The sequence below is a fragment of the Nocardioides sp. NPDC127503 genome (assembly GCF_040302165.1).
In the GTDB taxonomy this organism is placed as follows: Bacteria; Actinomycetota; Actinomycetes; order Propionibacteriales; family Nocardioidaceae; genus Nocardioides.
The window spans coordinates 213,803-240,318 of record NZ_JBEORH010000011.1; the positions used below are offsets into that span (position 1 = coordinate 213,803).

Here is a 26,516-nt window from a genome sequence, read left to right on the forward strand (position 1 = left end):
CCTAGGGATGTCGCCGTCTTCCCTCGGCGGGGTCGACGCGTGCCATGACCGGGGTGGCGAGGACTCCGTGGATCAGCACCGAGGCGACGATGGTGAAGGCGACCGTCGACCACAGCCAGTCCTGAGCCAGCGCCTCGTCCTGGCCGGCGGCGTAGGCGAGGTAGTAGACGGACCCGACCCCGCGGACCCCGAAGAACGCCGTGGCCCACCGCTGGTGCCGGGTGAGAGGTGACCTGCGCTCTCCTCGGCCCGGCCACGGCGCGAGGGCCAGGATCCCCGCCGCTGGACGCACCACCAGGATCAGCGCCAGCCCGATGGCGATCCCGCGCCAGTCGAGAGCCTCGAGCAGACCTCGCGTGAGCGCGATGCCGAGGATGAGCAGGACGAAGAGGGTCAGCAGGCGCTCGAGCCGCTCGGCCACCTCGTGCATGGCTGCGTGGTAGTCGTGTGAGCGCTCGGCCGAACGGAAGGCCATGGCGCAGACGAAGACGGAGAGGAATCCGTAGCCGCCGAGAACCTCGCCGACGCCGTACGACCCGATCAGAGCCGCGAGGGCGAGCAGCGACTCGCCACGCTCGGCCACGCGCAGGGACCGGCTGCTGGACCGGAACGCGATGTACGCGAGGACCTTCCCCACCACCAGCCCGGCGAGGACGCCGATCACGATCTTGGCCACCAGGTAGAAGCCGACCCATTCCAGAGCCCAGTTCGAGACCGCTCCTTCGGTGGCGAGCAGGATCGCCACGTACACGAACGGGAAGGCGAGACCGTCGTTCAGGCCCGCCTCCGAGGTGAGGGTGAACCGGAGCTCGTCGCGCTCATCGACCTCGTGGTCACCGGTCTGCGGACCCGCCACCTGGACGTCGGAGGCGAGCACCGGATCGGTGGGCGCCAGCGCCGCGCCCAGGAGTATCGCCACAGCGGGGGCCAGGCCGGCGGCCCACCCGAGAAGCGCGATGGCGGCGATGGTGATCGGCATCCCGATCGCCAGCAGCCGCCAGGTCGACGACCACCGGCGCCAGGTCCTCGGATCGCGGAGCTCGAGCGGTCGGTCCAGCGCCAGGCCGACCCCCATCAGCGCCACGATGATGACCAGCTCGGAGGCATGCTCGATCGCGACCCGGTTGGTCTGCGGGTCCAGTGGCAGACCGTCGGGGAGCGGCGTGAGCCCGATCAGCATCCCGACCCCGACCAGCACCATCGGAGCCGAGATCGCCCACCGGTTGAGGAGGTCGGGAAGCACGATGGCCAGCAACAGGCTGGCACCGATCACCACGTAGGCAAGGTCGGCAGTCATAGCTACGTCGCCCCGATCCGTCGCGTTGCAGGTCCAGCACGGCCTCCCTGAACCAGATTACGTACGAACCAACCCATCCGTGGAGCATGGGAGGTCGTGTCGGGGGTTACCGGTCGAGTCATGAGTGAAGAGCAGCTTCAGCCGGAGGACACGCTCGACGACCGTGGTGTCGACGATGTCCTGGACGAGGGCTATTCGCCGCCCGAGCGGCCGCGCGGTGTCACCGCGAAGGGCGTGACGCCTCGGGAGGAGATCGAGGGGGAGACCATCGACGAACGGCGCGCTCAGGAGGAGCCCGAGGTCTGGGAGGAGGCCGAGGCCGAGGCCGACGCCGACATCCTGGACGGGCCGGTGACCGGGGAGGTGGGCGAGGCACGTGCCGGTCGGCTCACCAGCCCCGACGAGGGCGTGCGCGAGGACGATGAAGGGACGCTCATCGGGCACGACGAAGGGATCGACGGGGCCGGCGCCTCGGCCGAGGAAGCAGCCGTGCACGTCGTCGACGAGCCCCCTGACTGAGGCTGATCCTGCGTCTTCGGGGGTACCGGTGGACGGCCGGATCCCTTCCAACGCCGGATCCCTTTCAACACAGAGGAGAGCTGCCGTGTCCGAAGACGTGACCGACCTGATCATGCAGGACCACCGCGAGGTGGAGAGCCTGTTCGAGAAGCTTCAGCGAGATCCGGACGTACGCGCCGGGCTGACCCCGATCTTGGTGACGCTCCTGGCCGCACACAGCCGCGCCGAGGAGGCCGAGGTCTACCCGGTCGCCCGGGACGAGGCGGGGGAGGCGGAGGACGTCGCGCACAGCCAGGAGGAGCACCTGCTGGCAGACCGCCTCCTCGCCGAGCTCAGCGAGTGCGACCCCTATTCAAAGGAGTACGGCGACAAGCTGGCCGAGGTGGTCGAGGCGGTCAGCCACCACGTCGAGGAGGAGGAGAGCACCGTGCTGCCCGGCATGCGCGACCGTCTCGACGACGCCCGCCGAGCCGAGCTGGGCAAGGCCTTCCTGAAGAGTCGGCAGGAGCACCTCGGCGAGATGCCCCAGGACATCACCCGTGACGAGCTGCGCCGCCAGGCCGCCAACGCCGACATCCCCGTCGGGGAGAAGGGCAAGGAGGACCTGAAGCGCACGCTCGATCAGCACGCTGACAGCTGACGGCAGCGGAAGCCGTCAGCTTCCTGACATGATCAGGCAGGTCGCGATCGCGTGACCGATGACGCGGCCTGTCTGGTCGGTGATCTCGGCTTCGGCGGTCGCGGCGCGGCGTCCGATGGTGACGACGCGTCCCACGCAGGTGAGGGTGCCGCTGTCGAGCGTGGCCGCGCGGGTGAACTTGATGGTCAGGTCGAGCGATGTGTAGCCGGTGCCCGCCTTGAGCTTGGTGTGGACCGCACACCCGAGAGCCGAGTCCGCGAGGGTCGCCAGGATGCCGCCGTGAACGGTGCCGATCGGGTTGTAGTGCCATTCCTCGGGCGTGAGCTCGAAGACGGCCCTACCGTCGCTGACCTCGACCAGGGCCATGCCGAGGGTCGCGTTGATGGGCGGCGGCGGGAGCTCGGCGTCTCCCAGCTGTTTGAAGAAGTCGAGCCCGTCGAGCTCCCTCGCGGCGGTGGCGAAGAGCTGTGGATCGGCCCATGAGTAGGTGCGTTCGCGCACCGCTCGGGACTGCTCGGAGGTCGTGTTCTGGGTCGTGTCCTGGGTCATGGCGGCTCAGATCCGCTCGATGATCGTGGCGTTCGCCAGTCCGCCGGCCTCGCACATGACCTGCAGCCCGTAGCGGCCGCCGGTCTGCTCGAGATTGTTCAGCAGCGTGGTCATCAGTCGGGCGCCCGACCCGCCCAGCGGGTGCCCGATGGCGATGGCGCCGCCGTTGATGTTGACCTTGGCGAGGTCGGCACCGGTCTCCTTCTGCCAGGCGAGTACGACGGAGGCGAACGCCTCGTTGACCTCGAAGGCGTCGATGTCGTCGATGGAGAGTCCGGCGCGGGCCAGCACCTTCTGGGTCGCGGGGATGATGCCGGTGAGCATGAAGATCGGGTCGTCGCCGGCGACCGCGAACGAGTGGACCCGCGCCCGCGGGGTCAGACCGAGGCGCGTGGCGGCCTCCTCGGAGGCGACCAGAAGCGCGGCGGAGCCGTCGTTGATGGGCGAGCTGTTGCCGGCCGTGACGCGCCAGTCGATGTCGGGGAACCTGGCCACGGAGTTCTCGTCCTTGAAGGCCAGCCGAAGACCCGCGAGCGAGTCGGCCGTGGATGAGGGGCGGATCGTCTCGTCGATGCGCAGGTCGTTCACGTAGGTGACCTGCGAGTCGAAGTGTCCGTCCTTCCATGCCGCCGCGGCCCGCTGGTGGGACTCCGCGGCGAACTCGTCCAGCTCGGTGCGGGAGAGGTCCCACTTGTTGGCGATCAGCTCGGCCGAGATGCCCTGGAGGACCAGGCCGCCGTCGTAGCGGGCGTTCACCTTGCTGCCATAGAAGTCCTTGCCTGCGAACTGCGACCCCATCGGGACACGGCTCATCGACTCGACGCCGGAGGCGATGGCCACGTCGTACGCTCCGGCGATCACGCCTTGTGCGGCGAAGTGGAGCGCCTGCTGCGAGCTGCCACACTGCCGGTCGACGGTGACGCCGGGAACCGACTCCGGGAATCCGGCCCCGAGCAGGGCCCAGCGGGCGGTGTTGCCCGACTGTTCGCCGACCTGTCCGACCGCGCCGCTGATCACGTCGTCGACGACGGCCGGGTCGATGCCGGTGCGCTCGACCAGCGCGGCGAGCGTGTGCGCATGGAGGTCGACGGCGTGGATCTCGGAGTAGGCGCCGCCGGGCTTGCCCTTTGCTACGGGCGTACGGACGGCATCGATGATGAAGGCGTTCGGCATGGTGGTCTTCTTTCTCGGTTCAAGCGGCGGTTGGCGAACTGGGTGGGAACGTGTTGGAGCGGGGCTCAGCGAGGCGCGACCATCAGGGGTTGCGCGACCTTGGCGAAGGTGCCGTGCTCGTCGGCCATGTCGCCCTGGGCCAGGCCGATACCGTCCGGGCCGATGGTGCTGCGGGCGTCGAGCAGCATCCACTCGCTCACCGGCGGCCGCTCGATGGTGACGGTCACGGTCGGCGGGATGAAGTACCACGAGCTCATCGGCAGCGAGCCGGACAGGCCGTTGGTGGAGTCGGCCAGGGTGAGAAGACGCTGCACGGGGGAGGCCTGCTCACCGGCAACCAGCGGGACACGCAGGCGCGCCCACACCGTCGCCGGACCGGGTTCATAGCCCCCGCTGATGAACCGCCAGTCGATGGCGCGGCCGTAGCCCCAGTCGGGGCTGACTCCGTCGAAGAAGCGCTCGGAGGAGGCCGCCGGGATGGCGGGAACCTTCTCCTCACGCCAGTGCTCGCGGGTCGACCCCGGCGTGGCCCGGATCAGCCAGGCGCTCGCCTTGACCGCGAGCCGGTCACCGGCCCACAGCGAGGCCTCGATGAGCTCGACGCGACGGCCCGGGCGGACCACGTTCGCCTCGACGCGCATGGTTCCCTGAGGAATGCCGCCGAGCATGTCGGCCGTGAACCGGGCGATGGACAGGGCCGGGTCGGAGCGTACGGACTCGATCGCCCGGGCCAGCAGGGCAGCGGGCGGGCCGCCGTGCTGCAACGACTGGTCCCAGGGGCTGGCGGTCGCCGGGGTCGACTCGTACGTTCCGTCCTCGTCGGTCGGCAGGTAGAAGGCGTCGAAGTCGAGGGTCATCAGCGTCTCCTGTGCGTGGGTCAGCGGGCCAGCTGCGGGTAGAGCGCCTCGATCGGCTGCGCGAGACCGGCCTTGACGTCGGCACTGATCTGGTCGGCGATGATCTCGTACGCGTCGGCCTCGAGGCCGTCGTACGCGCTGCGGACCACGTCGGCCGGATCGTTCTTCGGGTCGGTGATGCCGGCCGTCATCGGGGTGTCGGTGTAGCCCAGGTGCAGCGACGCGACATGGATGCCGTCGCCCGCCAGCGCGAGACGCTGGGTGTTGGTCGCCGACCACAGCGCTGCCTTGGTGGCGCTGTAGGCGTCGCCGACGCCGTACCAGCTCAGCACCGAGAGCACGTTGAGCACGACACCCTTGCTGGCACGCAGCGACGGCAGGAAGGTGGTCGTGACGTCGAGCGCTCCCCAGAAGTTGGTCTCGAAGAGGTCGCGAGCGGCGCTCAGGTCACCGGTCACGCTGGAGCCGTTGGAGGCGCCGGCGTTGTTGATGACGACCGTGACGTCTCCGGCCGCCGCAGCCGCCTCGGTGACCGAGGCGTGGTCGGTCACGTCGAGCTTCAGCGGCACGATGCGCGGGTCGTTCCACTCGCGGGGCTTGCGGGCCGCGGCGTAGACCTTCACGGCGCCGCGCTCCAGCGCCTGGTTGACGAAGTGTGTGCCGAGGCCGCCGTTCGCTCCGGTCACCAGAACGACCGCGTTCGCGAGAGTGGGCATGTGGTTCTCCTGTTCGAGGGCGGGGGCGCCGCTCCGTGATGAGTTGGTTTTTCCAACGTACTCGGGTTGGTTTGGTTTTCCAACTCGATTAGGATCGAACCATGATGACGCAGGTACGTGAGTGCTCGGTGGCGCGGACGCTCGAGCTCGTCGGCTCCAAATGGACCCTGCTCGTCGTTCGCGAGCTGTTCCTCGGGAGTCGCCGGTTCGAGGAGATCGCCCGGTTCACGGGCGGCCCGCGCGACATCCTCACCGACCGGCTACGCAGGCTCGAGGCGCATGGACTGGTGACCCGGGTCCAGTACGAGCAGCGCCCGCCGAGGTTCGAGTACCACCTGACCGACCTCGGACGCTCGCTCGCGCCGATCATCGAGACGATGCGCGAGTTCGGCGACCGTCACCTGGCGGGCGAGGATGGCCCGCCGGCGAGGTTCGAGCACTCCTGTGGCGCGGAGTTCCACCCCGTGCTGGCCTGCAAGGCCTGCGGGGAGGTCGTACGTCGCGGCGAGATCGAGATGGTCAACGCCGCGACGTGATCGGGCCGCGCGGTGCGGCCAGGGCTCAGCCGACCGGCGGCCCGGCGATGAGCGCGACCACGGTCAGCGCGGCGACGCTCGCGAGGCCGGCGGCCAGGCCGCGGACCGGGTTGCGCAGGAGCCACGCGAGCGGACGCTCGAGCGGCCGGGTGGGGGACTCGTCGATCAGCCGCCACGCCAGGGCGAGCAGGCCGCGGCGCTCGGCGAAGCGCTCGAACCAGAGGGTGAGGAACGGCGGGATCGAGGAGGCGAGGCCGGCGACGAGCCGGCCCAGCGACCAGCGCTGGTCGATCGCGATCACGATCGTGGTCACGCAGTAGGTGATGAACACGATCCCGTGCAGCATCCCGAAGATGCTGACTCCCAGCTCGGTCGTCTTGGTGACGTACTTCAGGAACATGCCGCTGAGCAGGCCGGCCCAGGTCACCGCCTCGGCAGTGGCGACGATCCGGTAGACACGAGACGGCGAGCTCAGAAGTGCGGACACGCGGAGAAGTTTATTCGCACCCGTGTACTTGTATGAATCGGGCGGCTATGGGTACCGGTTGCGGCATGACGACCGACAAGCTGCACTACACGATCCCGGGCCTCGACGAGGATGCTGCGCGGACGACCATCGGCCTGCTGCAGTCGCGCCTTCATGCGACGAACGACCTCCAGCTCACCCTCAAGCACGTGCACTGGAACGTCGTGGGACCCCACTTCATCGCGGTCCACCAGATGATCGACCCGCAGGTCGACGCCGTACGCGCGATGGCCGATGCGCTCGCCGAGCGCATCGCGACCCTGGGCGGTGCCCCGCGAGGCACCCCGGGCGCGCTGGTCGAGGAGCGGGAGTGGAACGACTACAGCATCGGCCGGGCCACCACCCAGGAGCACCTTGCCGCGCTCGACGTCACCTATCAGGGCGTGATCGGCTCCTACCGAGAGGCGATCAAGACCCTCGACGACATCGACCTGGTGACCCAGGACATCCTGATCGGCCAGGTCGAGCAGCTCGAGCTCTTCCACTGGTTCGTCCGCGCCCACTTGGAGGACCAGGGCGGTCAGCTGCAGACCAGCGGTGAGGCCACGGAGGCGGGCGCGGCACGAGCCGCCCACGACTGAGGGGTCCGCATGCGGTGGTGGTTCACGGCGTTGGCGCTGCTCCTCCCGATGGTCCTCACCGGATGCGGCACGGGTCAGGATGAGGCGGTGCGCGACAGCGCCGCCTCGTTCTATGACGCGGTCGCCGCCCAGGACTGGGGGCAGGCGTGTGCGCTGCTGGCTCCGGAGACGCGATCCGAGCTGGAGTCCTCGGCCAAGAAGCCCTGCGACGGCGCGCTGGCCGAGGAGGACCTGCCCGATCCGGGTGCGCCCGACGGCGTAGACGTCTTCGGGACCATGGCCGAGGTGCGCTACCAGGGCGAGACCCTGTTCCTGACCCGGTTCGCCGACGGGTGGCGGATGTTCGCGGCCGGCTGTACGCCGCAGCGCCCCAAGCCCTACGACTGCGCTCTGCACGGAGGCTGAGATGCGAGTCATGTATGTCGTCTACCTGACGGTCATCTGCGTCGGGCTGCTCTATTCGCTGATCATCGCCCTGAGACACGTGTGAGGAGCACCGATGCGCCGGTTTCTGAAGGAGAACTCCCTCAGCCTCGTTTTCGGGGCGCTCTTCCTGGCCAGCCTCGTCGGCCAGGCATTCGCAGGCTGGCACCAGCTGAACGACGAGCTGTTCGCGGAGGGCCTGCACCAGATCTCGCTGGGTCGGTATCTCACCTCGGCGAGCTTCGCCGTGGACGTGACGGAGAACTGGCAGAGCGAGTACCTCCAGTTCCTGCTCTTCATCTTGCTCACGGTCTGGCTCGTGCAACGAGGCTCCCCGGAGTCCAAGCCTCTGAAGGACGCCGGCCAGGAGTCCGACGAGCAACAGAAGGTCGGAGCGTACGCCCGTGCCGACTCGCCCAAGCTGGCCCGGGTCGGCGGCCTGCGGACCGCGCTCTACTCCCGGTCCCTCGGTATGACCATGGGGGCCATCTTCCTGGTGTCCTGGCTGGTCCAGTCGGTGTCGGGGTGGGCTTCGTACAACGAGTCCAGGCTGCAGCAGCTCCGCGACCCGATCCCGTGGGGCAGCTATCTGATGCACTCGGACTTCTGGGCTCGCACCCTCCAGAACTGGCAGTCAGAGTTACTGGCGGTGGGCTCCATGGCGGTGTTCGCGATCTACCTCAGGCAACGTGGATCGCCGGAGAGCAAGCCGGTGGGTGCGTCGCACGACGCCACCGGGGTCGAGGGCTGAACCGGGACCTACGCCGGGGCCGGCGCCTCAGCTGTCCTGCGTCAGCAGGCGCAGGACAGCGCGCTCGGCCGCGGCTTGGCGCGCCTGCGGGTCCTTGCTCACGCCGTCGCGTACGCGGATCGTGCAGCCCTGCTCGTGCAGCTCGAGCACCCGCGGGTCTACGTAGGAGCTCCGAGCGATCGTCGGTGTGTTCCCGAGGTACTCCGCGACCTCCTTGATCGCGGCGACCTGCTGCTTGCGGCGAGATCTGGCGGTCGGGGTCGAGCGCCCCGCAGCGTGCGGGTCCTCGGCAAGTGCGAGCGCCGCGAGCACGGTGGCGTGCCAGGTCCGGAAGTCCTTCGCCGACACCTCCAGGCCACTGAGCTCGCGCATGTAGTCGTTGACCATGGCCGGCGTCAGCCGTTGCCAGCGCCGGCCCTGGCGGTAGGCGAGGAGCTCCTCGAAGCCGGCGCGGCGGCGGCGCAGCTGCGCGATCGCCTCCACCGAGAGCGGGTCGTCGATGCTGATGGAGTGGTGGACGCCGGACTTCCCGGTGAAGTCGAAGACGTACGCGTCGCCCCGCTTGTGTACGTGGCGACGCTCCAGCGTCGTCAGGCCGAAGCCACCGTTCTCGTCGGCGTAGGCGTCGCTGCCGATCCGGAAGCACCCCAGGTCCAGCATCCGCACCGCGAGTGCTGATGCTCGGGCATCGCTCATCCCGGTGGTGGTGAGATCCCGCTCCGTCCGCTCGCGTACGCGGGGCAGGACGGCCCCGAGCTCCAGCACCCGCTCGAACTTCTCCTGGTCGCGCTTCGCCCGCCAGTCGGGGTGGTAGAGGTACTGGCGGCGGCCGGCCGCATCGGTCCCGACGGCCTGAAGATGCCCGTTCTCGCGAGGGCAGATCCAGACGTCCTCCCAGGCGGGAGGGATGGCCAGGGCACGGATCCGCTCGATCGCGTCGTCCGGCAACCTGTCACCGGAGTCGTCGAGGTACACGAAGCCGCGGCCGGCGCGACGGCGGGTCCACCCCGGCTCCTCCGTCGAGACCCGACGAAGTCGAACCACCAGGGGCTCCTCTCACCGGCTGGGTTCGTCGCTGTCGCGCGCCTTCGCGGCCAGCAGCCGATGCGTACCGTCGCACCAGGGTTTGATCGCGGACCCGCCGCACATGCACACCGCGCTGACCGGGCGCACCGTGTGGTGGACCTCCCCGTCGGCGTCCTGGATCTCGTGCTTTCCGCGCAGCAGCATCGGCCCGGCCGGACACAGCACGATCGAGGGGTGCTCGAAGTCGGTCATGAGGCACCCCACTGGTCGAGCATCGTCCGGGCGTAACGAGCCTCCAGGTCGAGGCAGGTGAACGCACCGAGGAAGACCTGGTCACGCTCGCTCGGGTTCTCCTCCACGAACGAGCCGCACACGTCGCGTACGGCCACCTGCTCGTGCACGGAGTCGGCCTCGACGTGCTCGTCGTAGTAGGCCGCCATCTCGTCGGGGAAATCCAGACGGCGTAGCCCCTGGGCGAGCTGCCGCGAAGGCACCGAGCTGGTCGACTCGAACGCCGCGAAATGGCCGAGCGCCGCTCCGCGGAGCCGACGGTGGAGCCCGAACAGCGACAGTGCGTTGTTCATCTCGAGGATCTCGACCGGCGCCTCGTCGACGTAGCAGGCGTGGTCGGTACGCAGGCCGGCCGCTTCGATGCCGCGGCGGAACAGGTGGTGATGGAGCCGGTTCGGGTCGCCGTCGCCGTACTCGTCGAAGAGGATCTCCATCATCGCGGCCTTGGGCCGGGTGTCGAGCCGGGGGAGGACCCAGCTGGTCGGGTCGGCCTCCTTGAGGTGGTAGAGCGAGCGGTGCTTCAGGATCTCGAGCACCTGCTCCCGGTCGGCCCGGCGCTGCACGAACCGCGCCAGCGACGGTCCGTCGTGCCGGGCAACGAGCCCCGGCAGGTCCAGCTCGCGATCGTCCTGGAAGCCGCTGTGCTCCCAGCGCTCACGCAGCTCGGACTCGAACGACCTCTCCAGACCGCGGCGCAGATGCAGCAGGTCCGCGTCCCACTCGAGGTCCGGATCGACCTCGTCGAAGCCCCGGTAGTGGAGCTCGTAGAGCGCCCATAGAGCGATCTGGGCGTCCTCCGCTGACTCCGGAGTCGGCTCCAGATCAGCGGTGGCGCCGCTCTGGAGCGCGGTGAACACAGCGGCACTCAGGGTGCCACGCGACTTCGGCAGCATCTAGGCCCACCTTTCCCTCACGCCGTCCGGTACCCGACAGCCGGATCCGACATGCTCGGCCGCGGTGCCCGGGCGATGTGCACGAGCACTCCTTCGCCCGGCGAGTCGCGGACCTCCTCGATCGTCAGGTCGCTGCCCTCGACGAGCTCCAGCACGCGATCGGACTGCTCGGTCGTGCCGAGCTGGAGGACGGCCGCGCCGCCGGGGGAGAGGTGCCGGGCGGTCGTCGCCAGGCACCTCTCGGCGACCAGCATCCCGTCGGCGCCGCCGTCGATGGCCATCAGCGGGTCCTCGGGATACCGCTCGACCTGGGCCGTGGGCACCCACGGCGGGTCCGCGATCACCAGCCAGTAACGCTCGTCCGGGTCCAGCGCGTGATCCATGCTGCCCTCGCGTACCTCGACCAGGTGCGCCAGCCCGGCGCGCTCGGCGTTGGCACGGGCGAACTCACATGCGACCGGATCGGCGTCGACGCAGACCAGGCGGCGGCCGGTCAGAGCGGCCGCGAGCAGGCCGATCTGGCCGGCGCCGGAGCACAGCTCGAGCATCGGCCCGTCCGGCAGCTCCGCCGCCAGCTTGGCCGCCCACTCGGACTGACGCACGGTCCAGGTACGCGGGGTGAGCACGCGATCGTCGAAGTCGATGTCGAGATGACCGAAGCGGATCATGACAGCAGGTGCCTCCTGTTCAGGGGTGGGAAAACTCAGGTGAGCTCGGCCAGCCGGACCACTGCTCGGTCGAGGCGACCCTCCTCATCGCGGATCCGTCGCTGGGTCGAGGAGCCGGTGCCGCTGGTGAAGATCCGGCCGATGCCCTTCTCGACGCGCACCAGGTCTCCGCTGTCACGCAACGCCGGGCCGATGTGCTCGAGCAGGCTCTCCACCACCTCACGCGCCGGCCTCGGGCGGTGGGTCCTCGGGTCGAGGAGATCGCCGGTGATCCCGTGCCGGCCGGCCTGCCACATGGCGAGCCGGAGCACGGCCACCGAAACAGGATCGGGCGGCCGGCCCTCGGCCCACTCTCTGGCGCCGGTCTCGACCAGCGCCCGCGCCAGCGCGGCGACGAGCACGGCGTCGCGAGAGTCGAGGCAGACGTCGGCGACCCGTACCTCGAGTGTCGGATAGTGGCGCGACGGCCGGGCATCGAAGTACGCCATGCCCTCGTCGAGCGGCACCCCTGTCTCGAGGAGCCGGCGCAGATGATCGGCGTACGCCTGCGCGCTGCCGTAGATCTCGGTCGGACCGTTCGTCGGCCACCGGGTCATCGCCTGCGACCGGTAGCTCGCGTAGCCGGAGTCGCCGCCCTGCCAGAAGGGCGAGTTGGCGCTCACCGCGAGCAGCACCGGCAGCCAGGTGCGGATCCGGTCGAGCGCCCCGACTGCCTCGTCGTCGGAGTCGACCGAGACGTGCACGTGGCAGCCGCAGGTGAGCTGCTCGGTGGCCGTGAGCCCGAACTGCTCGGTCATCGCCGCATAGCGCTCGTCGGCGAAGGTCCGGGGATGCACCGGCAACGGGGTCGTGCCGCTGGCCAGGATCAGCGCGCCCGCCTCGGCTGCGGCCGCACGCGCCTTGTCGCGCCACCGCCTCAGATCCTGCTCGAGGAGCCCGAGGTACTCCTCCGCCGGAGTATCGGTCTCGACCTGCTGCTCCTGCATCTCCGGCCCCACCGAGCCACCGGCCTCACCGGCTTCGACCTCGGTGTCGCCGTGCTGCCGCGCCACCCGTAGCACCTCGCTGGCCACGGATCGCGGTGCACCGGTCTCGGCGTCGACGAGGAGGAGCTCCTCCTCGACGCCGACTGTCCTGAGCTGGTGATGGGTACTGCTCGAATAGTGGCTCTTCACTGCTCACACCTGCCTCTGGAAGGAGCAACTCGACGATGTGTCGCCTGTTCGGATATGTGACCGAGTCCCCGTGTGCCGTAGCCGACCTTCTCGGGGAGGAGGGCTTGGCCGCGTTCACCTCGCTCACCTCCGTTCACTCCGACGGCTGGGGGATGTCTTGGCACACGCCCGAGGGCACCTGCACGACGAGCTCGCCGCGTTCGGCGGACATCGACGACACCTATCGCAGGCTCGTCGAGGCCCCGCTCTCCCACGCCGGCTTCGTGCACCTTCGCTGGGCGACGGGTGGGCTCGACGTACGTCCGGAGAACACGCACCCGTTCCTGACCGACGGCGCGGCGTTCGCGCACAACGGCCACATCTCGCCGATCGCCGATCTCGAGGCGCTGCTGACCCCGGAGTCCCGGATGCGGCTGCGCGGCGACACCGACAGCGAGCGCTACTTCCACTTCGTGCACCAGAACGTCGAGAAGTACGGCGACGAGGCCGAGGGGGTCACCCGAGCGCTGGCCACGCTGGTCCAGAAGTTCCCGCGATGCAGCTTGAACGCGCTGATGCTCACCCGGACGCACATGTTCGCGATCCACATCAACTCGCGTGCCGACTCGCCCCTGCGCGCGCTGCGCGAGCTCTTCGACGACGAGGGCGACATCCCGCCGCGGCACACCACGGAGTACTTCGCGATGGACTACCGCCGGACCGAATACGGTCTCGAGATCGTCTCCAGCGGTCTGGGGCAGCCGGGCTGGACCACGGTTCCCGCCGACACCGCGGTGATGGTCGACCTGGAGACCCGGGAGGTCACCAGGCTGGATCCGATCGCTCAGCTCGGCGCCGACGCGTTGCGGGCCCGCGACTGATGACGGGATACCGCCGATCTGCTGTGGGGTGCGTTCGGGCATGCCCAGAGGTACCCCATCCGGCACAGCTTCATTCCGAGCGGCGCTGACATTCCCAGCCAGTCCGTGCCTTCCTCACAGGAAGCCCACAGCGGGCGGGCGGAATCTTGAGGCATCAACCGCCTCAAGGAGGACCCGATGTCCCGCTCCCGCCGCATTCGTCGCTCTCTCGTCGCCGCCCTGGCGATCCCGCTCGTCGCGATCCCGCTCGCCACCCCGGCCCTCGCGGTGGCCGCGGTCGGCGCCACCAGGACGTACGCAGCCGAGTCCGGTCCCGGGTACGGCTACGGATACGGCTACGACGGCGCCTACGGCGGCGGGCTCGTGGCCCCCTACCGGCAGAGCCTCGGCACCCCGACGGTCGACTCCGAGCCTGCGACCGAGGCAGAGTCGACCGGGGTCGTGCTGATCAACACCGCGGTCGGCTACGGCAGCGGGCAGGGCGCGGGCACGGGACTCACGCTCACCGGCGACGGGATCGTGGTGACCAACCACCACGTCGTCGAGGGCGCCACCTCGATCACCGTGACGGACCCGAGCACGGGGGAGACGTACGCCGCGACGGTCCTCGGCTACGACGACGTCCATGACGTCGCGGTGCTGCAGCTCGAGGACGCCTCGGGGCTCTCGACGGTCGCGACCGACCGGGACGCCGCCACCCAGGGTGAGGAGGTCACCGCGGTCGGCAACGCCGAGGGCCAGGGCTCGCTCTCGGCCGCCGACGGCACGGTCACCGACCCGAGCACCGCGATCACCGTCAACAACGAGGACGGCACCGCCTCCGACCTCAGCGCCCTGATTCAGACCGACGCCGATGTCGTCTCCGGCGACTCCGGCGGCGCGCTGCTCGACGAGGACGGGGAGGTCATCGGGATGAACGTCGCCGCGACCTCAGGGTCAGCGGAGATCTCGGGCTACGCCATCCCGATCGACACGGTGCTCGACATCGCCGCCCAGATCCTCGCCGGTGAGGAGTCGGGCGACGTCGAGATCGGTGGCTCCGCCGCCGCGCTCGGGGTGCAGGTCGACACGACCAGGTCGACGCTGGTCGTCGGTGTCGTCGAGGACGGTGCCGCCGAGGCTGCCGGCATCGCCGAGGGCAGCACGATCACCTCGGTCGACGGGACCGCCGTCGCGAGCATCGACGACATCACCGCTGTCCTCGGCGGACACGAGCCCGGCGACGAGATCTCTGTCAGCTGGGCCGATGCCGCCGGCGAGGCCCACACCGCCACCGTGACGCTCGGCGAGGGTCCGGTCGCCTGACCAGGATCAGCTGCTCGGTCCGTCCTCGTCGGAGCGCGGACGCTCCGCCCTGATCGGGATCGCGCCGGTGTAGCCCTCGCGTTCGAGGGCGATCTGCTGGACACGGTCGCGGACGAACCGCCAGCCGATCATCAGCGCCGGGATGATGATCACCAGGGTGGCGAGAGTCCAGGTCCCGATCGGGTAGTCGAAGCCCATAAGGACGAGCACGGTCGCGAGGAACACGAGGGTGGCGTAGCCGGTCCACGGAGATCCCCACAGCCGGAACTCGGGCCGGTACATCAGGCCCTTCTTCCACCGCCGGTAGAGCTGGATCTGGCAGATCACGATGGTCGCCCAGGACGCGATGATGCCAAGCGCCGACATGTTCAGCACGATCTCGAACGCCTGGCCGGGCACGATCGCGTTGAGGCCGACGCCGAGGAGCGTGATGCTGCCGGTGAGCAGGATCCCGCCGAACGGCACCCCGTTCTTCGACATCCGCGCGGTGAAGGTCGGGGCGCTCCCGCTCATGGCCATGGACCGCAGGATGCGCCCGGTCGAGTAGAGACCGGCGTTGAGCGAGGAGAGCGCCGCGGTCAGGACCACGAGGTTCATGATCGTGCCGGAGTTCGCGATCCCGAGCTGGTCGAAGAACGTCACGAACGGGCTCTCGTCGGCCCGGTAGGACGTGTAGGGCAGCAGCAGCGCGAGCAGCACCAGCGAGCCCACGTAGAAGACCGCGATCCGGGCGATCACGGAGTTGATCGCCCGGGGCATGATCTTCGCCGGCTCGGCGGTCTCGCCGGCGGCGGTGCCGACGAGCTCGACCGCTGCGTACGCGAAGACGACGCCGGAGATGACGATGACGAGGGGAAGCGCGCCGACCGGGAACAGCCCGCCGTTGTCGATGACCATGCCGATCCCGGTCTCCTGGCCGTTGAGCTCCTCACCGCTGGCGAGCACGATCATCCCGAGCACCAGGAACCCCAGCAGCGCCACCACCTTGATGAGCGCTGCCCAGAACTCCAGCTCGCCGAAGAGCTTGACCGAGATCAGGTTCATCGAGAGCACGACCGCGAGCGCGACGAGCGCGATCACCCATTGCGGGACGACCTCGAAGGTGCCCCAGAAGTGCATGTACGTCGCGATCGCCGTGACGTCGACGATCGAGGTCATCGCCCAGTTCAGGAAGTACATCCAGCCGGCGGCGAACGCGGCCGGCTCGCCCAGGAACTCCCGGGCGTAGGAGACGAACGATCCCGACGACGGCCGGTGCAGCACGAGCTCGCCGAGCGCGCGCAGGATGAGGAAGACGAACACTCCGCAGAGGGCGTAGACGAGGAACAGGCCCGGTCCGGCCTCATGGAGGCGGCCGCCCGCTCCCAGGAACAGTCCGGTGCCGATGGCGCCGCCGATCGCGATCATCTGCAGCTGCCGCGGGCTGAGGCTCTTGTGGTAACCCTCGTCCTCGTCGGTCAGGCCGCTGACCTGATTGTTGGCCGGTCCGCTGGTCTGGTCTTCGGTGTCGGTCATCGGCTCGCTCCCGTTCCGGAGTGAGGTGGCTCGGGCACGTCCTTGAACAGCAGCCAGCCGCCCACAATGGCGACGACCGCCGCCGCGGCGTAGCCGATCAGCGACCACCAGCCCAGATGCAGGTACGCCGTCACCCCGACGATCGCCAACGCGAAGAACACCATCGTCATGCCGATGATCGGCGTCCGTGGCCTGTATGGATCCCGTGCCAATGCGATCACCTCACCCGCAGGGCCCCCGATGGCCCCGCTCCGGGCACCAATTAGAGCGCATCGAGCGGGTTCTCGCGGTGACCGGACGTCGCCCGGCGTTTCCGTTCCGCAGGACGGCAAATAACAGTAAGGTCGCCTTACAGTTAACCCCCATGAAGGAGCGTTTCGATGCGTAGCTCGAGGATCCGCACCATCCGCACCACACTCACGGCGACCGCCGCTCTGGCTCTCGTCCTGGTCGCCCCGCTGGCCGCGCCGGCCGCCGTGCCCGGCCCCGACGCCGCCGGCGCAACCCGCACCGGAGACGTCGAGGCAGCCGCCCTGACCTGGTCCGACGAGTTCGACGGACCCGCCGGCAGCGCCCCGAACGGCGCCAACTGGAACTTCGAGACCGGAGGCGGAGGCTGGGGCAACAACGAGCTGCAGACCTACACCGACTCCCGCGACAACTCCGCCCTCGACGGCAACGGCAACCTGGTCATCACCGCCCGCCAGAGCGGCAGCGGCTACACCTCGGCCCGGCTCACCACCAAGGGCAAGGTCCAGCCGAAGTTCGGCCGCCTCGAGGCGCGGATCCAGATCCCGCGCGGCCAGGGGATCTGGCCGGCCTTCTGGATGCTGGGCGGCCAGTTCCCGAACACGCCGTGGCCGAACGCCGGCGAGATCGACATCATGGAGAACGTCGGCTACGAGCCCCACCTGGTCCACGGCACCCTGCACGGTCCGGGATACTCCGGCGGCAACGGCATCACCGGGCAGTACATGCACCCGCAGGGCTGGTCCTTCGCCGACACCTTCCACACCTTCGCCATCGACTGGCGGCCCGGCTCGATCACCTGGTCCGTCGACGGGGTCGCCTACCAGACCTTCACCACGGCCAACACCGGCGCCAACCCCTGGGTCTTCGACCAGCCGTTCTTCTTCATCCTCAACGTCGCCGTCGGCGGCAACTGGCCCGGCAACCCCGACGGCACGACCCAGTTCCCGCAGAGCATGGTCGTCGACTACGTACGCGTCTACGACTCCCAGCTCTGAGGAGGCTCAGCCCTCGCGGTGGGCGTTCAGCCCGTCCATCCCGGGCGCGACGGAGTCGTGGAGCCTGATCGTGTGGTCGTAGTGTTCCTCGGCCATCGGTCGGTAGTCGATCCGCGGCTCCGTCATCACGCCCTGCAGACGTACGCTCAGATCGGCCTCGATCCGAGCCATGAGCTCGGCGTCGATGGTGTCGGTGTCGGTGATCAGGTGCGGGCGTAGCGGGTCCATCCCGGTGTACCAGAACGTGCCGTGCAGCAGGGGCCACAGGACGTCCTCGATGTCGCCGCTGATCCCGCGCGGACCGAGGGTGGCGGCCCGGTCGCCGGCGGTGACGATGGTCAGCGCGCGCTTGCCGACCAGGCCGCCCTTGCCGTACTTGAGCGGCTTGCCGGTCTCCGGGTCCGGTACGTCGAAGGCGAAGCCCGACTCGAAGACCCGGTCGATCCAGCCCTTGAGGATGGCCGGCACCGAATACCACCACAGCGGGAACTGCACGACCAGCAGATCGGCCTCCCGCAGCCGGTCCTGGTGGCGGCGTACGTCGGCCTCGCCCCGCTCCACCAGAAGTGGATTGAAACCTTCTCGATAGAGGTCGATCTCGTCGACGCTCCAGCCGGCCGCGCCGAGCGCGTTCACGCCGACCTCGCGCAGCCGTCCGTTGAGTGATGACGCGTGCGGATGTGCCCATACCCAGAGTGCGTGCATAGGGCCCTGAACGCCGTCTGACGCGGAGGGATTCCCGCCCGGATGCGGGCCGGCGTCGGCGCGGCCTGATGACAAAGTCTGGATCTCGCTCAAATTAGCGGCCTCAGAGTGTTGACGTATGTGATTGCCATCACTAGCGTAAACCAGGCTTGAAACCTTTCAATTCGAGGAGCTGCCCATGCCGGACACACCCGCCGCACTGGAGCTGCGGGACGTGGCCAAGTCCTTCGGCCCCGTACGCGCCCTCCGGTCCGGAAGCCTCCGGGTCGAGGCCGGATCCATCCACGCGCTCGTGGGGGAGAACGGAGCCGGGAAGTCGACCCTGGTCAAGATCGTCGCCGGCCTCTACCGCCGCGACGCCGGCGACTACCTGCTCTCCGGGGAGCAGGTCGACTTCCGCAACACCGCCGACGCCAAGCAGGCCGGGGTCGCGGTCATCTACCAGGAGCCGACCCTCTTCCCCGACCTCTCGGTCACCGAGAACATCTTCATGGGACGCCAGCCGACCAACCGCTGGGGCAAGATCGACCGCGCCGCGATGCGCACCGAGGTCGTCGAGCTCTTCGCCAGGCTCGGTGTCCCGATCGAGCCCGACCGCCCGACCGAGGGCCTCTCGATCGCCGACCAGCAGCTGATCGAGATCGCCAAGGCGCTCTCGCTCGACGCCAAGGTCCTGATCATGGACGAGCCGACCGCGGCCCTGTCGGGCAACGAGGTCGAGCGACTGATGAGCGTGGCGCGCACGCTGCGCGACCAGGGCTGTGCTGTCGTCTTCATCTCGCATCGCTTCGACGAGGTGTTCGCGCTCTGCGACACGATCACGGTGATGCGCGACGGCGCCTACATCTCGACCGACCCCATCTCGGCGGTCACCGAGGACGAGATCGTCCAGCGGCTCGTCGGGCGCGAGGTCTCCGACCTCTACCCGAAGCTCGAGGCCACCGTCGGCAAGGCCCTCCTCGAGGTCAAGGGCCTCACCCGCACCGGCCTGTTCCAGGACATCAGCCTCACCGTCCGCGAGGGCGAGATCGTCGGCCTGGCCGGACTCGTCGGTGCCGGGCGCAGCGAGGTCGCGCAGGCGATCTTCGGCGTGGACCCCTACGAGAGCGGCGAGGTCGTCCTCGACGGCCGGCCGGTCCCGCCGGGCGACCCGCGACGAGCGATCGAGATGGGGCTGGCCTTCGTCCCCGAGGACCGCCGCCAGCACGGTCTCGTCCTGGACGCGCCGATCTCGCGCAACATCACCCTCCCCACGAGCGGCCGGCTCGCCCGTACCGGGCTGATCAACACCGCCATCGAGAACCGCTCGGCCGCCGACTGGGCCGCCCGGCTCGAGGTCAAGGCCGCGACGCTCGACACCCTGGCCGGCACGCTCTCGGGCGGCAACCAGCAGAAGGTCGTCCTGGCGAAGTGGCTCTCGACGCGGCCGAAGGTGCTGATCATCGACGAGCCCACCCGAGGCATCGATGTCGGCACCAAGTCCGAGGTCCACCGCCTGCTCTCGACCCTCGCGCAGGAGGGTCTCGGGATCCTGATGATCTCCTCCGAGCTCCCCGAGGTGCTCGGTATGGCCGACCGGGTGATCGTCCTCAGCGAGGGCCACCAGACGGCCGAGCTGAGCCGCGCGGAGGCGACCCCTGAGGCCGTCATGCGCGCGGCGACGGCCCACCACTCCACCACCCTGAACATCAGCGAGGCATCATGACCACCACGCTCGACGCGCCTGCCCCGGCCGCGCCGCAGCCACGCCACCGAGCAGCCAACCGGCTGACCTGGCTCCTGAAGCAGCGGGAGACCGGCATCGCCGTCGCCTTCATCGCGCTGCTCGTGGTGACCACTGCGGTGAACCCCAACTTCCTGTTCAGCACGGACGGTTGGCGCGACCTCACCCTGACCCCCGCGATCCTCGTGTGTCTGGCGATCGGCCAGGCGATGGTGATCGTCACCCGCAACGTCGACCTCAGCGTCGGCTCGACCCTCGGCCTCACCGCCTACCTGGCCGGGCGTCTCTTCCTCGACACCGGGCTCCCGGTGATCCTGGTCGTCCTGATCGCCGTCGCCGCGGGTGCCCTGCTCGGTCTGGTCAACGGGGCGCTGGTCGCCTTCGCCAAGGTGCCGGCGCTGGTCATCACCCTCGGCACGCTCTACGTCTACCGCGGGATCATGCTCGAGTGGGCCGGCAGCGACCGGATCAACGCCTCCGACATCCCGCCCGGGCTGCTCGACTTCGGCACCGGATCGTTCCTCTTCATCCCCAACCTCGCCTGGATCTCGTTCGCGCTGCTGGCCGTCGCGATCTACCTGATGCGCTCCACCCGCGTCGGCCGCGAGTTCTACGCGATCGGCTCCGACCCCGACGCCGCCACCCTCTACGGGCTGCGTGACAAGCGCCGGGTCCTGCAGGCGTTCGCCACCTCGGGTGCGCTCGCCGGTCTCGCCGGGATCCTGTACGTCTCCCGCTACGGCACCATCAGCTCCGGCGTCGGCCAGGGCATCGAGCTCGAGGCCGTCGGCGCCGCGGTCGTGGGCGGCGTGGCCATCTTCGGCGGCAGCGGCACCGTCCTCGGGGCAGCCCTGGGGGCGTACCTCCTCACCACCATCAACCGGGCGCTCCCGGTCCTGGGCATCCCCGACTTCTGGCAGCAGGCCGTCGTCGGCGCGCTGATCATCGGCGCGATCGTCCTGGACCGCTACTTCGCCCGCCGTCAGCACGACAAGCTTCTCGCAGAGAGGGAAGAGTCATGACCAGCCTGCTCTCCGAGAAAGCGCCGGCCCGGACGTACGCCGCTCACGCCAAGCCGTGGTGGCAGCGCACCCTGATGACCAGGGACACGGCGATCATCACCCTGCTCGTGGTCGTGTGGCTGTACGCCTCGATCGCGATCCTCAACTTCTCCGACCCGATCACGGTCTACTTCCTGGTCCTCGACATCGCGCCGATTCTGCTGATCGCGCTGCCGATGACGCTGATCATCATCACCGGCGAGATCGACCTGTCGGTCGCAAGCATCGTCGGGCTCTCCAGCGTCCTGTTCGGGGTGCTGCACCGTGAGGGCCTCCCGATGGTCGCCGCGATGGTGATCGCACTGCTCGCCTGTGCGGTCGCCGGAGCGCTCAACGGGGTGCTCGTCACCCGGTTCGGGCTGCCGTCGCTGGCCGTCACGATCGGCACCATGGCGCTCTTCCGCGGCATCGCGGTCGGCGCGCTCGGCACCACCGCGATCACCGACTGGCCCGACGCCTGGGGTGACGCCGTACAGGCCCGGATCGGCGGCTCCCAGATCCCGCTGATGACGATCCCGCTGGTCGTCCTGATCCTGATCTTCGCTGTGATCCTGCACTTCACGCCCTTCGGGCGCGGCATCTTCGCCGCAGGTCTCAGCAAGGACGCGGCGCGCTTCTCCGGCGTCAACGTCGACCGTACGAAGCTGATCCTGTTCACGCTCAGCGGGCTGGTCTCGGGGCTGGCGGGCATCTACTTCACGCTGCGCTACGGCAGCGCGCGTGGCGACAACGCCACCGGCCTGGAGCTCCAGGTCGTGGCGGCGGTGCTGCTCGGCGGCGTCTCCATCTTCGGTGGCCGCGGTGCCATCCCCGGGGTCATCGCCGGCGTCGTCCTGATCGGGACGATCGGCAGCGCGCTGCGCCTGGACGGGCTCAGCGCCAACATCATCCAGATCATCACCGGCGTACTTCTCATCGCAGCGGTCATCGCGGCCAGCGTTCTCGGTTGGACCGGTCGCATCGTCGGCACCTATCGCCGGCAACACAGCTCGGACGAACCATCCTCAAAGCAGTCTTCTCAAAGAAAACGGAGTGAGTGACATGACCAGCAAGTTCCGACGCGCAGGCAGTGCCGTCGCCATCGTTGCGGCCCTCGGCCTCGCCCTGTCCGCCTGCGGCGGCGGGAGCGACAGCGGCAGCGATGGAGAGGGTGGCGGCGACACCAGCAGCATCACCTTCATCCCGAAGAACCTCGGCAACCCCTACTTCGACGCCTCCGACACGGGCGGCAAGAAGGCCGCCGACGAGATCGGCACCAAGTGGGCGCAGGTCGGCCCGACGGAGTCGACCCCCGACTCCCAGGTCAGCTTCATCAACACCGCGACCCAGCAGCGTGCCGGGGCGCTCGTCGTCTCGGCCAACGACCCGACCGCCATCGGTGACGCCCTCGAGGAGGCCCGCAACGCCGGCACCAAGGTCGTCACGATGGACTCCGACACCGAGCCGCAGTTCCGCGACGTCTTCGTCAGCCAGGCCGACGCCGCCGGCATCGCCAAGAGCCAGGTCGACCTGATCGCCGAGCAGATCGGCGGCAAGGGCGAGATCGCGATCCTCTCCGCGGCGGCCAACGCCACCAACCAGAACGAGTGGATCAAGCTGATGGAGGAGGAGTTGGCAGCCAGCCACCCCGACATCAAGCTCGTCCAGACCGTCTACGGTGACGACGACGACCAGAAGTCGTTCGACAAGACCGCCGGCCTGCTGCAGTCCCACCCGAACCTCAAGGGCATCATCAGCCCGACCACGGTCGGCATCGCCGCGGCCGCGCGCTACCTGTCCGACTCGGAGTACAAGGGCAAGGTCGCGCTGACCGGTCTCGGCACCCCGAACCAGATGCGGGAGTACATCAAGGACGGCACCGTCAAGGGCTTCGCGCTGTGGGACCCCGAGCAGCTCGGCTACCTCGCCGCGTACACCGCCGACGCGCTCGCCTCGGGTGACATCGAGGGCAAGGAGGGCGACAAGTTCGAGGCCGGTGACCTCGGCGAGTACACCGTAGGCGCCGACGGCGTAGTCGTCCTGGGCGAGCCGACAGTCTTCGACGAGTCGAACATCGACGACTTCGACTTCTGAGTCTCGCGCCCCGTGTAACACGCTGTTCGTAGGACTACTCGCCCTATGGGAACGACCGGATAGACCTACGAACGACGTGTTACATGAGTTCGCCGCCGAGCTGCGAGAGCAGCTCGGCGGCGTTCGACGTTCGTGTGGATCCCGGCGGAGGATCCGGCATCACAGGTGGGGGAGGACGAGGTCGCGGTAGCGCTTCGCCATGGTGGAGAGCACGTCGTCGGGGTCGCCGGCCCAGACCGCCTCATTGAAGATCTCGACCTCGACGTCGCCGGTGTAGCCGGTCGCGGCGACCATCCGCGTGATCGGCGCGAAGTCGATGACCCCGTCGCCCATCATCCCGCGCGCGAGGAGCGCGTCGGAGGGGATCGGCAGGTTGAAGTCGCAGACCTGGTACGCCGCGAGCCGGCCCTCCGCGCCGGCTCGCTCGATCTGGGCCGCGAGGTCGGGGTCCCAGAAGACGTGGAAGGTGTCCACGACGACCGCGACCGCGTCGACCGGGTGCGGCGCGGCCAGATCGAGCGCCTGGCCCAGGGTCGAGATGACTGCCCGGTCGGCGACGTACATCGGGTGCAGCGCCTCCAGGACCAGCTTCACCCCGTGGTCGCCGGCGTACGGCGCCAGCTCGGCGAGCCGCTCGGCGACCCGTTCCCGGGCGCCGGCCAGGTCCACGTCGCCCTCGGGGAGGCCACCAACAACCATCACCAGCGCGTCGGTGCCCAGTGTCGCGGCCTCGTCGATCGCTCGCTTGTTGTCCTCGAGGGCGCTGGCGATCCCGGCCTCGTCGGATGCCGTCAGGAAGCCGCCGCGGCAGAGCGAGGAGACGCGCAGCCCGGCGTCGCGTACGAGCTTGGCGGCCTTCTCCACCCCGGCCTCGTGCACGCGGTCGCGCCACAGCCCCAGGGCGGGGATGCCGGCGCGGGCCGCTCCGTCGACGGCCTCGGCGAGGGTCCAGGAGTTGGCGGTCTTGGTGTTGAGCGAGAGGCGCTCCAGCCCGGTGCTGCTGTCGGTCACTGGTCGACTCCTTGCACGGTGAGGAAGGCGCGCATGCGTGCGGCCGCGAGGTCGGGGCTGGTCAGCAGGCCGGCCGCGTCGGCCAGCCGGAACACCTCGGCCAGGTGAGGCACCGAGCGGCCGGCGTGCAGGCCGCCGGCCATCGAGAACCCGGGCTGGTGGCCGTTGAGCCAGGAGAGGAACGCGATCCCGGTCTTGTAGTAGTAGGTCGGCGCCTCGAAGATCTTCCGGCCGAGCGCCTGGGTGCTCTCCAGCAGCGCGCGGGCCTCGTCCGGGTCTCCCCGGTCGAGCGCCTGCAGCGCGGCCGAGGCGGCCGGGTAGATCGCGGCGAAGATGCCGAGCAGCGCGTGCGAGAACTCGCCCTCCCCGGTGCCCTCGCCGACGATCAGCTCGGGATAGTTGAAGTCGTCCCCCGTGTAGAGCCGTACGCCGCCGGGCAGCGCCCGGCGCAGCCCGACCTCGTGCTCGGCGTCGAGGAGCGAGACCTTGACTCCGTCGACCTTGCCGGGACGGGCCCGGATCACGTCGAGGAACGTCTCGGTCGCCTCCTCGACCGAGGAGGAGCCCCAGTAGCCCGCGAGCGCCGGGTCGAACATGTCGCCCAGCCAGTGCAGGATCACCGGGCTCTCGGCCTCGTCGAGGAGCGTCGCGTAGACCTCGGCATAGTCGTCGGCATGCCGGGCGACCCGGGCGAGGGCGCGCGAGGCCATCACGATCGTGGTCGCGCCGGTGTCGGCGACGACCTTCATCTGCTCGCGGTAGGCGTCGATGACGGTGGCCAGACCTGCCCGGCCCTCGGGGACGGCCTCGAGCGAGAGCTGGTCGGTGCCGGCACCGCAGGCGATCGACCCGCCCACGGTGGCCGCCTCGGCGGCCGAGCGGCGGATCAGCTCGGCCGCGGCGGTCCAGTCGACACCCATGCCGCGCTGGGCGGTGTCCATCGCCTCGGCGACGCCGAGACCGTAGGACCACAGCTCGTGCCGGTAGGCCAGGGTGCGGTCCCAGTCGATGTCAGCGGGGGCGCCGGGCACGTTCTCGGCGAGCGTGCGGGGGACGACGTGAGCGGCGGCGTACGCGGTGCGGGAGGTGAACGGCGCACTCGGCTTCGTCCACTCCCTGGGAGCCGCGAGCGTGTGGAGCTCGGTGCCGCCGTCGGGCAGCGGGAGGCGTACGGAGGTCACAGCTCGATCTCTCCGAGCTCGATCCGGCGGCCCTCGGCCGACGAGGTGAGTCCGGCCTCGGCGAGCCTCACGCCGCGGACCCCCGCCATGAAGTCGTAGGGGTGCTCGCCGTCGCCCTCGACGTAACGGATGAACTGCTCCCACTGGGCCTTGAAGCCGTTGTCGAAGGGCTGGTTGTCGGGCACCTCGGACCACAGCTCGCGGAACTGGATGCTCTCGACCAGGTCGGGGTTCCAGACCGGCTTCGGGGTCAGGTTGCGGTCCTGGGCGACGCAGTGGTGCAGGCCGGCGACGGCGGAGCCGTGGGTGCCGTCGACGTGGAACTCCACCAGCTCGCCACGGTTGACCCGGGTGGCCCACGAGGAGTTGATCTGCGCGACGATCCCGCCCTCGAGCTCGAAGATGCCGTAGGCGGAGTCGTCGGCGGTGGCGGCGTACGCGTCGCCCTTCTCGTCCCAGCGCTCGGGGATGTGGGTGACGACCTTGGCGGTGACGGCCTCGACCTTGCCGAAGAGGTTCTCCAGGACGTAGTTCCAGTGGGGGAACATGTCGGTGGTGATGCCGCCACCATCCTCCTTGCGGTAGTTCCAGCTCGGCCGCTGGGCGGGCTGCAGGTCGCCCTCGAAGACCCAGTAGCCGAACTCGCCGCGCACGCTGAGGATGCGGCCGAAGAAGCCGGAGTCGACGAGCCGCTTCAGCTTGAGGAGGCCGGGTAGGTAGAGCTTGTCGTGGACGACTCCGCTCTTCACGCCCGCCTCGGCCGCCAGGCGGGCCAGGCGCAGCGAGCCATCGACGTCGTCGGCGATCGGCTTCTCGGTGTAGATGTGCTTGCCGGCCGCGACCGCCTTGGTGATCGCGGTCTCGCGGACGTTGGTCAGCTGGGAGTCGAAGTAGACGGTGTCCTCGGCGTTGGCGAGGGCCTCGTCGAGGTCGGTGGTCCAACGGTCCAGGCCATGCTCCTTGGCGATGTCCTGGAGCTTCTCGGCATTGCGTCCGACCAAAATCGGGTCGGGCAGGATCCGGGTGCCGTCGGAGAGCTCGACACCGCCCTGCTCCTGGATCGCCAGGATGCTGCGCACCAGGTGCTGGCGGTAGCCCATGCGTCCGGTGACGCCGTTCATGATGATGCCGAGCCGTCGTGTGGCCATGTGAGGGTTCCTCGTCTGCTGGAATCGCGGGAAAGCGATGGGGGAAAGCGCTTTCCGTTACGGTAT

The 26,516-nt window shown here is 69.3% G+C and carries 30 protein-coding genes; 13 read left to right on the top strand and 17 right to left on the bottom strand.

Annotation, left to right across the window (positions count from 1 at the left end; translation table 11 throughout):
- Position 1: 1 nt before the first annotated feature.
- Complete coding sequence (locus tag ABTW65_RS23840; RefSeq protein ID WP_350664757.1) at positions 2-1,297, bottom strand: cation:proton antiporter; 1,296 nt, start codon at positions 1,295-1,297, stop codon at positions 2-4.
- Positions 1,298-1,417: 120 nt separating this feature from the next.
- Here ABTW65_RS23840 and ABTW65_RS23845 point away from each other — a divergent pair, with 120 nt between their 5' ends.
- Entirely contained in the window at positions 1,418-1,816 is a 399-nt protein-coding gene (locus tag ABTW65_RS23845; protein WP_350664759.1) for a DUF5709 domain-containing protein, read from the top strand.
- A gap of 85 nt (positions 1,817-1,901) precedes the next feature.
- A complete protein-coding gene (locus ABTW65_RS23850; RefSeq protein ID WP_350664762.1) occupies positions 1,902-2,456 on the top strand; it encodes a hemerythrin domain-containing protein in 555 nt (184 codons plus the stop codon).
- A gap of 15 nt (positions 2,457-2,471) precedes the next feature.
- Here ABTW65_RS23850 and ABTW65_RS23855 read toward each other — a convergent pair whose 3' ends face one another.
- The 4 genes from ABTW65_RS23855 to ABTW65_RS23870 all read right to left on the bottom strand — a co-directional run bounded on the left by ABTW65_RS23855 (position 2,472) and on the right by ABTW65_RS23870 (position 5,751).
- A complete protein-coding gene (locus tag ABTW65_RS23855) occupies positions 2,472-3,005 on the bottom strand; it encodes a PaaI family thioesterase (protein ID WP_350664764.1) in 534 nt (177 codons plus the stop codon).
- 6 nt (positions 3,006-3,011) lie between these two features.
- The gene (locus ABTW65_RS23860; RefSeq protein WP_350664766.1) at positions 3,012-4,178 is read right to left on the bottom strand and encodes an acetyl-CoA C-acyltransferase; all 1,167 of its coding nucleotides are present in this window, start codon (positions 4,176-4,178) and stop codon (positions 3,012-3,014) included.
- A gap of 65 nt (positions 4,179-4,243) precedes the next feature.
- Positions 4,244-5,035, bottom strand: coding sequence for a thioesterase family protein (locus ABTW65_RS23865; protein ID WP_350664768.1), 792 nt, complete (start codon positions 5,033-5,035; stop codon positions 4,244-4,246).
- A gap of 20 nt (positions 5,036-5,055) precedes the next feature.
- Positions 5,056-5,751 carry an SDR family oxidoreductase gene (locus ABTW65_RS23870; protein ID WP_350664771.1) on the bottom strand — a complete coding sequence of 232 codons (696 nt, stop codon included), beginning with the start codon at positions 5,749-5,751 and terminating at the stop codon, positions 5,056-5,058.
- Positions 5,752-5,852: 101 nt separating this feature from the next.
- On the opposite strand from ABTW65_RS23870, the gene ABTW65_RS23875 reads away from it, so the two are divergent.
- Positions 5,853-6,287, top strand: coding sequence for a winged helix-turn-helix transcriptional regulator (locus ABTW65_RS23875; protein WP_350664773.1), 435 nt, complete (start codon positions 5,853-5,855; stop codon positions 6,285-6,287).
- 25 nt (positions 6,288-6,312) lie between these two features.
- Here the strand turns inward: ABTW65_RS23875 and ABTW65_RS23880 are convergent, their stop codons facing one another.
- Positions 6,313-6,774, bottom strand: coding sequence for a DUF3817 domain-containing protein (locus ABTW65_RS23880; RefSeq protein WP_350664775.1), 462 nt, complete (start codon positions 6,772-6,774; stop codon positions 6,313-6,315).
- A 65-nt stretch (positions 6,775-6,839) separates the two neighbouring features.
- Between ABTW65_RS23880 and ABTW65_RS23885 the strand changes: the two genes are divergently transcribed.
- The 3 genes from ABTW65_RS23885 (at position 6,840) to ABTW65_RS23895 (ending at position 8,568) form a co-directional block, all read left to right on the top strand.
- The gene (locus tag ABTW65_RS23885) at positions 6,840-7,394 is read left to right on the top strand and encodes a Dps family protein (protein ID WP_350664777.1); all 555 of its coding nucleotides are present in this window, start codon (positions 6,840-6,842) and stop codon (positions 7,392-7,394) included.
- A 9-nt stretch (positions 7,395-7,403) separates the two neighbouring features.
- Positions 7,404-7,799 (top strand): hypothetical protein, encoded by a 396-nt coding sequence (locus ABTW65_RS23890; RefSeq protein WP_350664780.1) that lies wholly within the window; start codon positions 7,404-7,406, stop codon positions 7,797-7,799.
- Positions 7,800-7,893: 94 nt separating this feature from the next.
- On the top strand, positions 7,894-8,568 hold the full coding sequence (locus tag ABTW65_RS23895) for a DUF6766 family protein (protein WP_350664782.1): 675 nt from the start codon (positions 7,894-7,896) through the stop codon (positions 8,566-8,568).
- Positions 8,569-8,595: 27 nt separating this feature from the next.
- Here the strand turns inward: ABTW65_RS23895 and ABTW65_RS23900 are convergent, their stop codons facing one another.
- From ABTW65_RS23900 to ABTW65_RS23920, 5 genes are read right to left on the bottom strand one after another with little or no spacing between them, the layout of a single operon-like run.
- On the bottom strand, positions 8,596-9,612 hold the full coding sequence (locus ABTW65_RS23900) for a DNA topoisomerase IB (RefSeq protein ID WP_350664784.1): 1,017 nt from the start codon (positions 9,610-9,612) through the stop codon (positions 8,596-8,598).
- 12 nt (positions 9,613-9,624) lie between these two features.
- Entirely contained in the window at positions 9,625-9,846 is a 222-nt protein-coding gene (locus ABTW65_RS23905) for a CDGSH iron-sulfur domain-containing protein (protein WP_350664786.1), read from the bottom strand.
- On the bottom strand, positions 9,843-10,778 hold the full coding sequence (locus tag ABTW65_RS23910) for an iron-containing redox enzyme family protein (protein ID WP_350664788.1): 936 nt from the start codon (positions 10,776-10,778) through the stop codon (positions 9,843-9,845). The genes ABTW65_RS23905 and ABTW65_RS23910 overlap by 4 nt, the downstream gene beginning before the upstream one ends.
- A 17-nt stretch (positions 10,779-10,795) precedes the next feature.
- Positions 10,796-11,446 carry a methyltransferase gene (locus tag ABTW65_RS23915; RefSeq protein ID WP_350664791.1) on the bottom strand — a complete coding sequence of 217 codons (651 nt, stop codon included), beginning with the start codon at positions 11,444-11,446 and terminating at the stop codon, positions 10,796-10,798.
- Between the two features lie 35 nt (positions 11,447-11,481).
- Positions 11,482-12,621 carry a glutamate--cysteine ligase gene (locus ABTW65_RS23920; protein WP_350664792.1) on the bottom strand — a complete coding sequence of 380 codons (1,140 nt, stop codon included), beginning with the start codon at positions 12,619-12,621 and terminating at the stop codon, positions 11,482-11,484.
- 35 nt (positions 12,622-12,656) lie between these two features.
- Between ABTW65_RS23920 and ABTW65_RS23925 the strand changes: the two genes are divergently transcribed.
- The gene (locus ABTW65_RS23925) at positions 12,657-13,481 is read left to right on the top strand and encodes a class II glutamine amidotransferase (RefSeq protein ID WP_350664794.1); all 825 of its coding nucleotides are present in this window, start codon (positions 12,657-12,659) and stop codon (positions 13,479-13,481) included.
- A gap of 177 nt (positions 13,482-13,658) precedes the next feature.
- Positions 13,659-14,786 carry a S1C family serine protease gene (locus ABTW65_RS23930; protein WP_350664796.1) on the top strand — a complete coding sequence of 376 codons (1,128 nt, stop codon included), beginning with the start codon at positions 13,659-13,661 and terminating at the stop codon, positions 14,784-14,786.
- 6 nt (positions 14,787-14,792) lie between these two features.
- Here the strand turns inward: ABTW65_RS23930 and ABTW65_RS23935 are convergent, their stop codons facing one another.
- Together ABTW65_RS23935 and ABTW65_RS23940 are read right to left on the bottom strand one after the other, a co-directional pair.
- Positions 14,793-16,301, bottom strand: a complete 1,509-nt coding sequence (locus ABTW65_RS23935) for an amino acid permease (RefSeq protein ID WP_350664798.1) — start codon at positions 16,299-16,301, stop codon at positions 14,793-14,795.
- Positions 16,298-16,522, bottom strand: coding sequence for a hypothetical protein (locus tag ABTW65_RS23940; protein WP_350664801.1), 225 nt, complete (start codon positions 16,520-16,522; stop codon positions 16,298-16,300). The genes ABTW65_RS23935 and ABTW65_RS23940 overlap by 4 nt, the downstream gene beginning before the upstream one ends.
- Positions 16,523-16,681: 159 nt before the next feature.
- Between ABTW65_RS23940 and ABTW65_RS23945 the strand changes: the two genes are divergently transcribed.
- Positions 16,682-17,548: a glycoside hydrolase family 16 protein gene (locus ABTW65_RS23945; protein ID WP_350664802.1), complete on the top strand. Its 867-nt coding sequence runs from the start codon at positions 16,682-16,684 to the stop codon at positions 17,546-17,548.
- Positions 17,549-17,554: 6 nt separating this feature from the next.
- Here the strand turns inward: ABTW65_RS23945 and ABTW65_RS23950 are convergent, their stop codons facing one another.
- Positions 17,555-18,253 carry an NAD(P)H-dependent oxidoreductase gene (locus ABTW65_RS23950; protein ID WP_350664804.1) on the bottom strand — a complete coding sequence of 233 codons (699 nt, stop codon included), beginning with the start codon at positions 18,251-18,253 and terminating at the stop codon, positions 17,555-17,557.
- Positions 18,254-18,431: 178 nt separating this feature from the next.
- Between ABTW65_RS23950 and ABTW65_RS23955 the strand changes: the two genes are divergently transcribed.
- The 4 genes from ABTW65_RS23955 to rhaS are packed head-to-tail and all read left to right on the top strand — an operon-like array spanning position 18,432 to position 23,110.
- Positions 18,432-19,958 (top strand): sugar ABC transporter ATP-binding protein, encoded by a 1,527-nt coding sequence (locus ABTW65_RS23955; RefSeq protein ID WP_350664806.1) that lies wholly within the window; start codon positions 18,432-18,434, stop codon positions 19,956-19,958.
- The gene (locus tag ABTW65_RS23960) at positions 19,955-20,998 is read left to right on the top strand and encodes an ABC transporter permease (RefSeq protein ID WP_350664807.1); all 1,044 of its coding nucleotides are present in this window, start codon (positions 19,955-19,957) and stop codon (positions 20,996-20,998) included. Before ABTW65_RS23955 ends, ABTW65_RS23960 begins: the two co-directional genes overlap by 4 nt.
- On the top strand, positions 20,995-22,077 hold the full coding sequence (locus ABTW65_RS23965; protein WP_350664809.1) for an ABC transporter permease: 1,083 nt from the start codon (positions 20,995-20,997) through the stop codon (positions 22,075-22,077). Before ABTW65_RS23960 ends, ABTW65_RS23965 begins: the two co-directional genes overlap by 4 nt.
- A 1-nt stretch (position 22,078) precedes the next feature.
- Entirely contained in the window at positions 22,079-23,110 is a 1,032-nt protein-coding gene (rhaS, locus tag ABTW65_RS23970; RefSeq protein WP_350664811.1) for a rhamnose ABC transporter substrate-binding protein, read from the top strand.
- Positions 23,111-23,269: 159 nt separating this feature from the next.
- On the opposite strand, the gene ABTW65_RS23975 is transcribed toward rhaS, so the two are convergent.
- From ABTW65_RS23975 to ABTW65_RS23985, 3 genes are read right to left on the bottom strand one after another with little or no spacing between them, the layout of a single operon-like run.
- On the bottom strand, positions 23,270-24,121 hold the full coding sequence (locus ABTW65_RS23975) for a sugar phosphate isomerase/epimerase family protein (RefSeq protein WP_350664813.1): 852 nt from the start codon (positions 24,119-24,121) through the stop codon (positions 23,270-23,272).
- Positions 24,118-25,302: a dihydrodipicolinate synthase family protein gene (locus ABTW65_RS23980; RefSeq protein WP_350664815.1), complete on the bottom strand. Its 1,185-nt coding sequence runs from the start codon at positions 25,300-25,302 to the stop codon at positions 24,118-24,120. The genes ABTW65_RS23975 and ABTW65_RS23980 overlap by 4 nt, the downstream gene beginning before the upstream one ends.
- Positions 25,299-26,450: a Gfo/Idh/MocA family protein gene (locus ABTW65_RS23985; protein WP_350664817.1), complete on the bottom strand. Its 1,152-nt coding sequence runs from the start codon at positions 26,448-26,450 to the stop codon at positions 25,299-25,301. The genes ABTW65_RS23980 and ABTW65_RS23985 overlap by 4 nt, the downstream gene beginning before the upstream one ends.
- Positions 26,451-26,516: the final 66 nt, after the last annotated feature.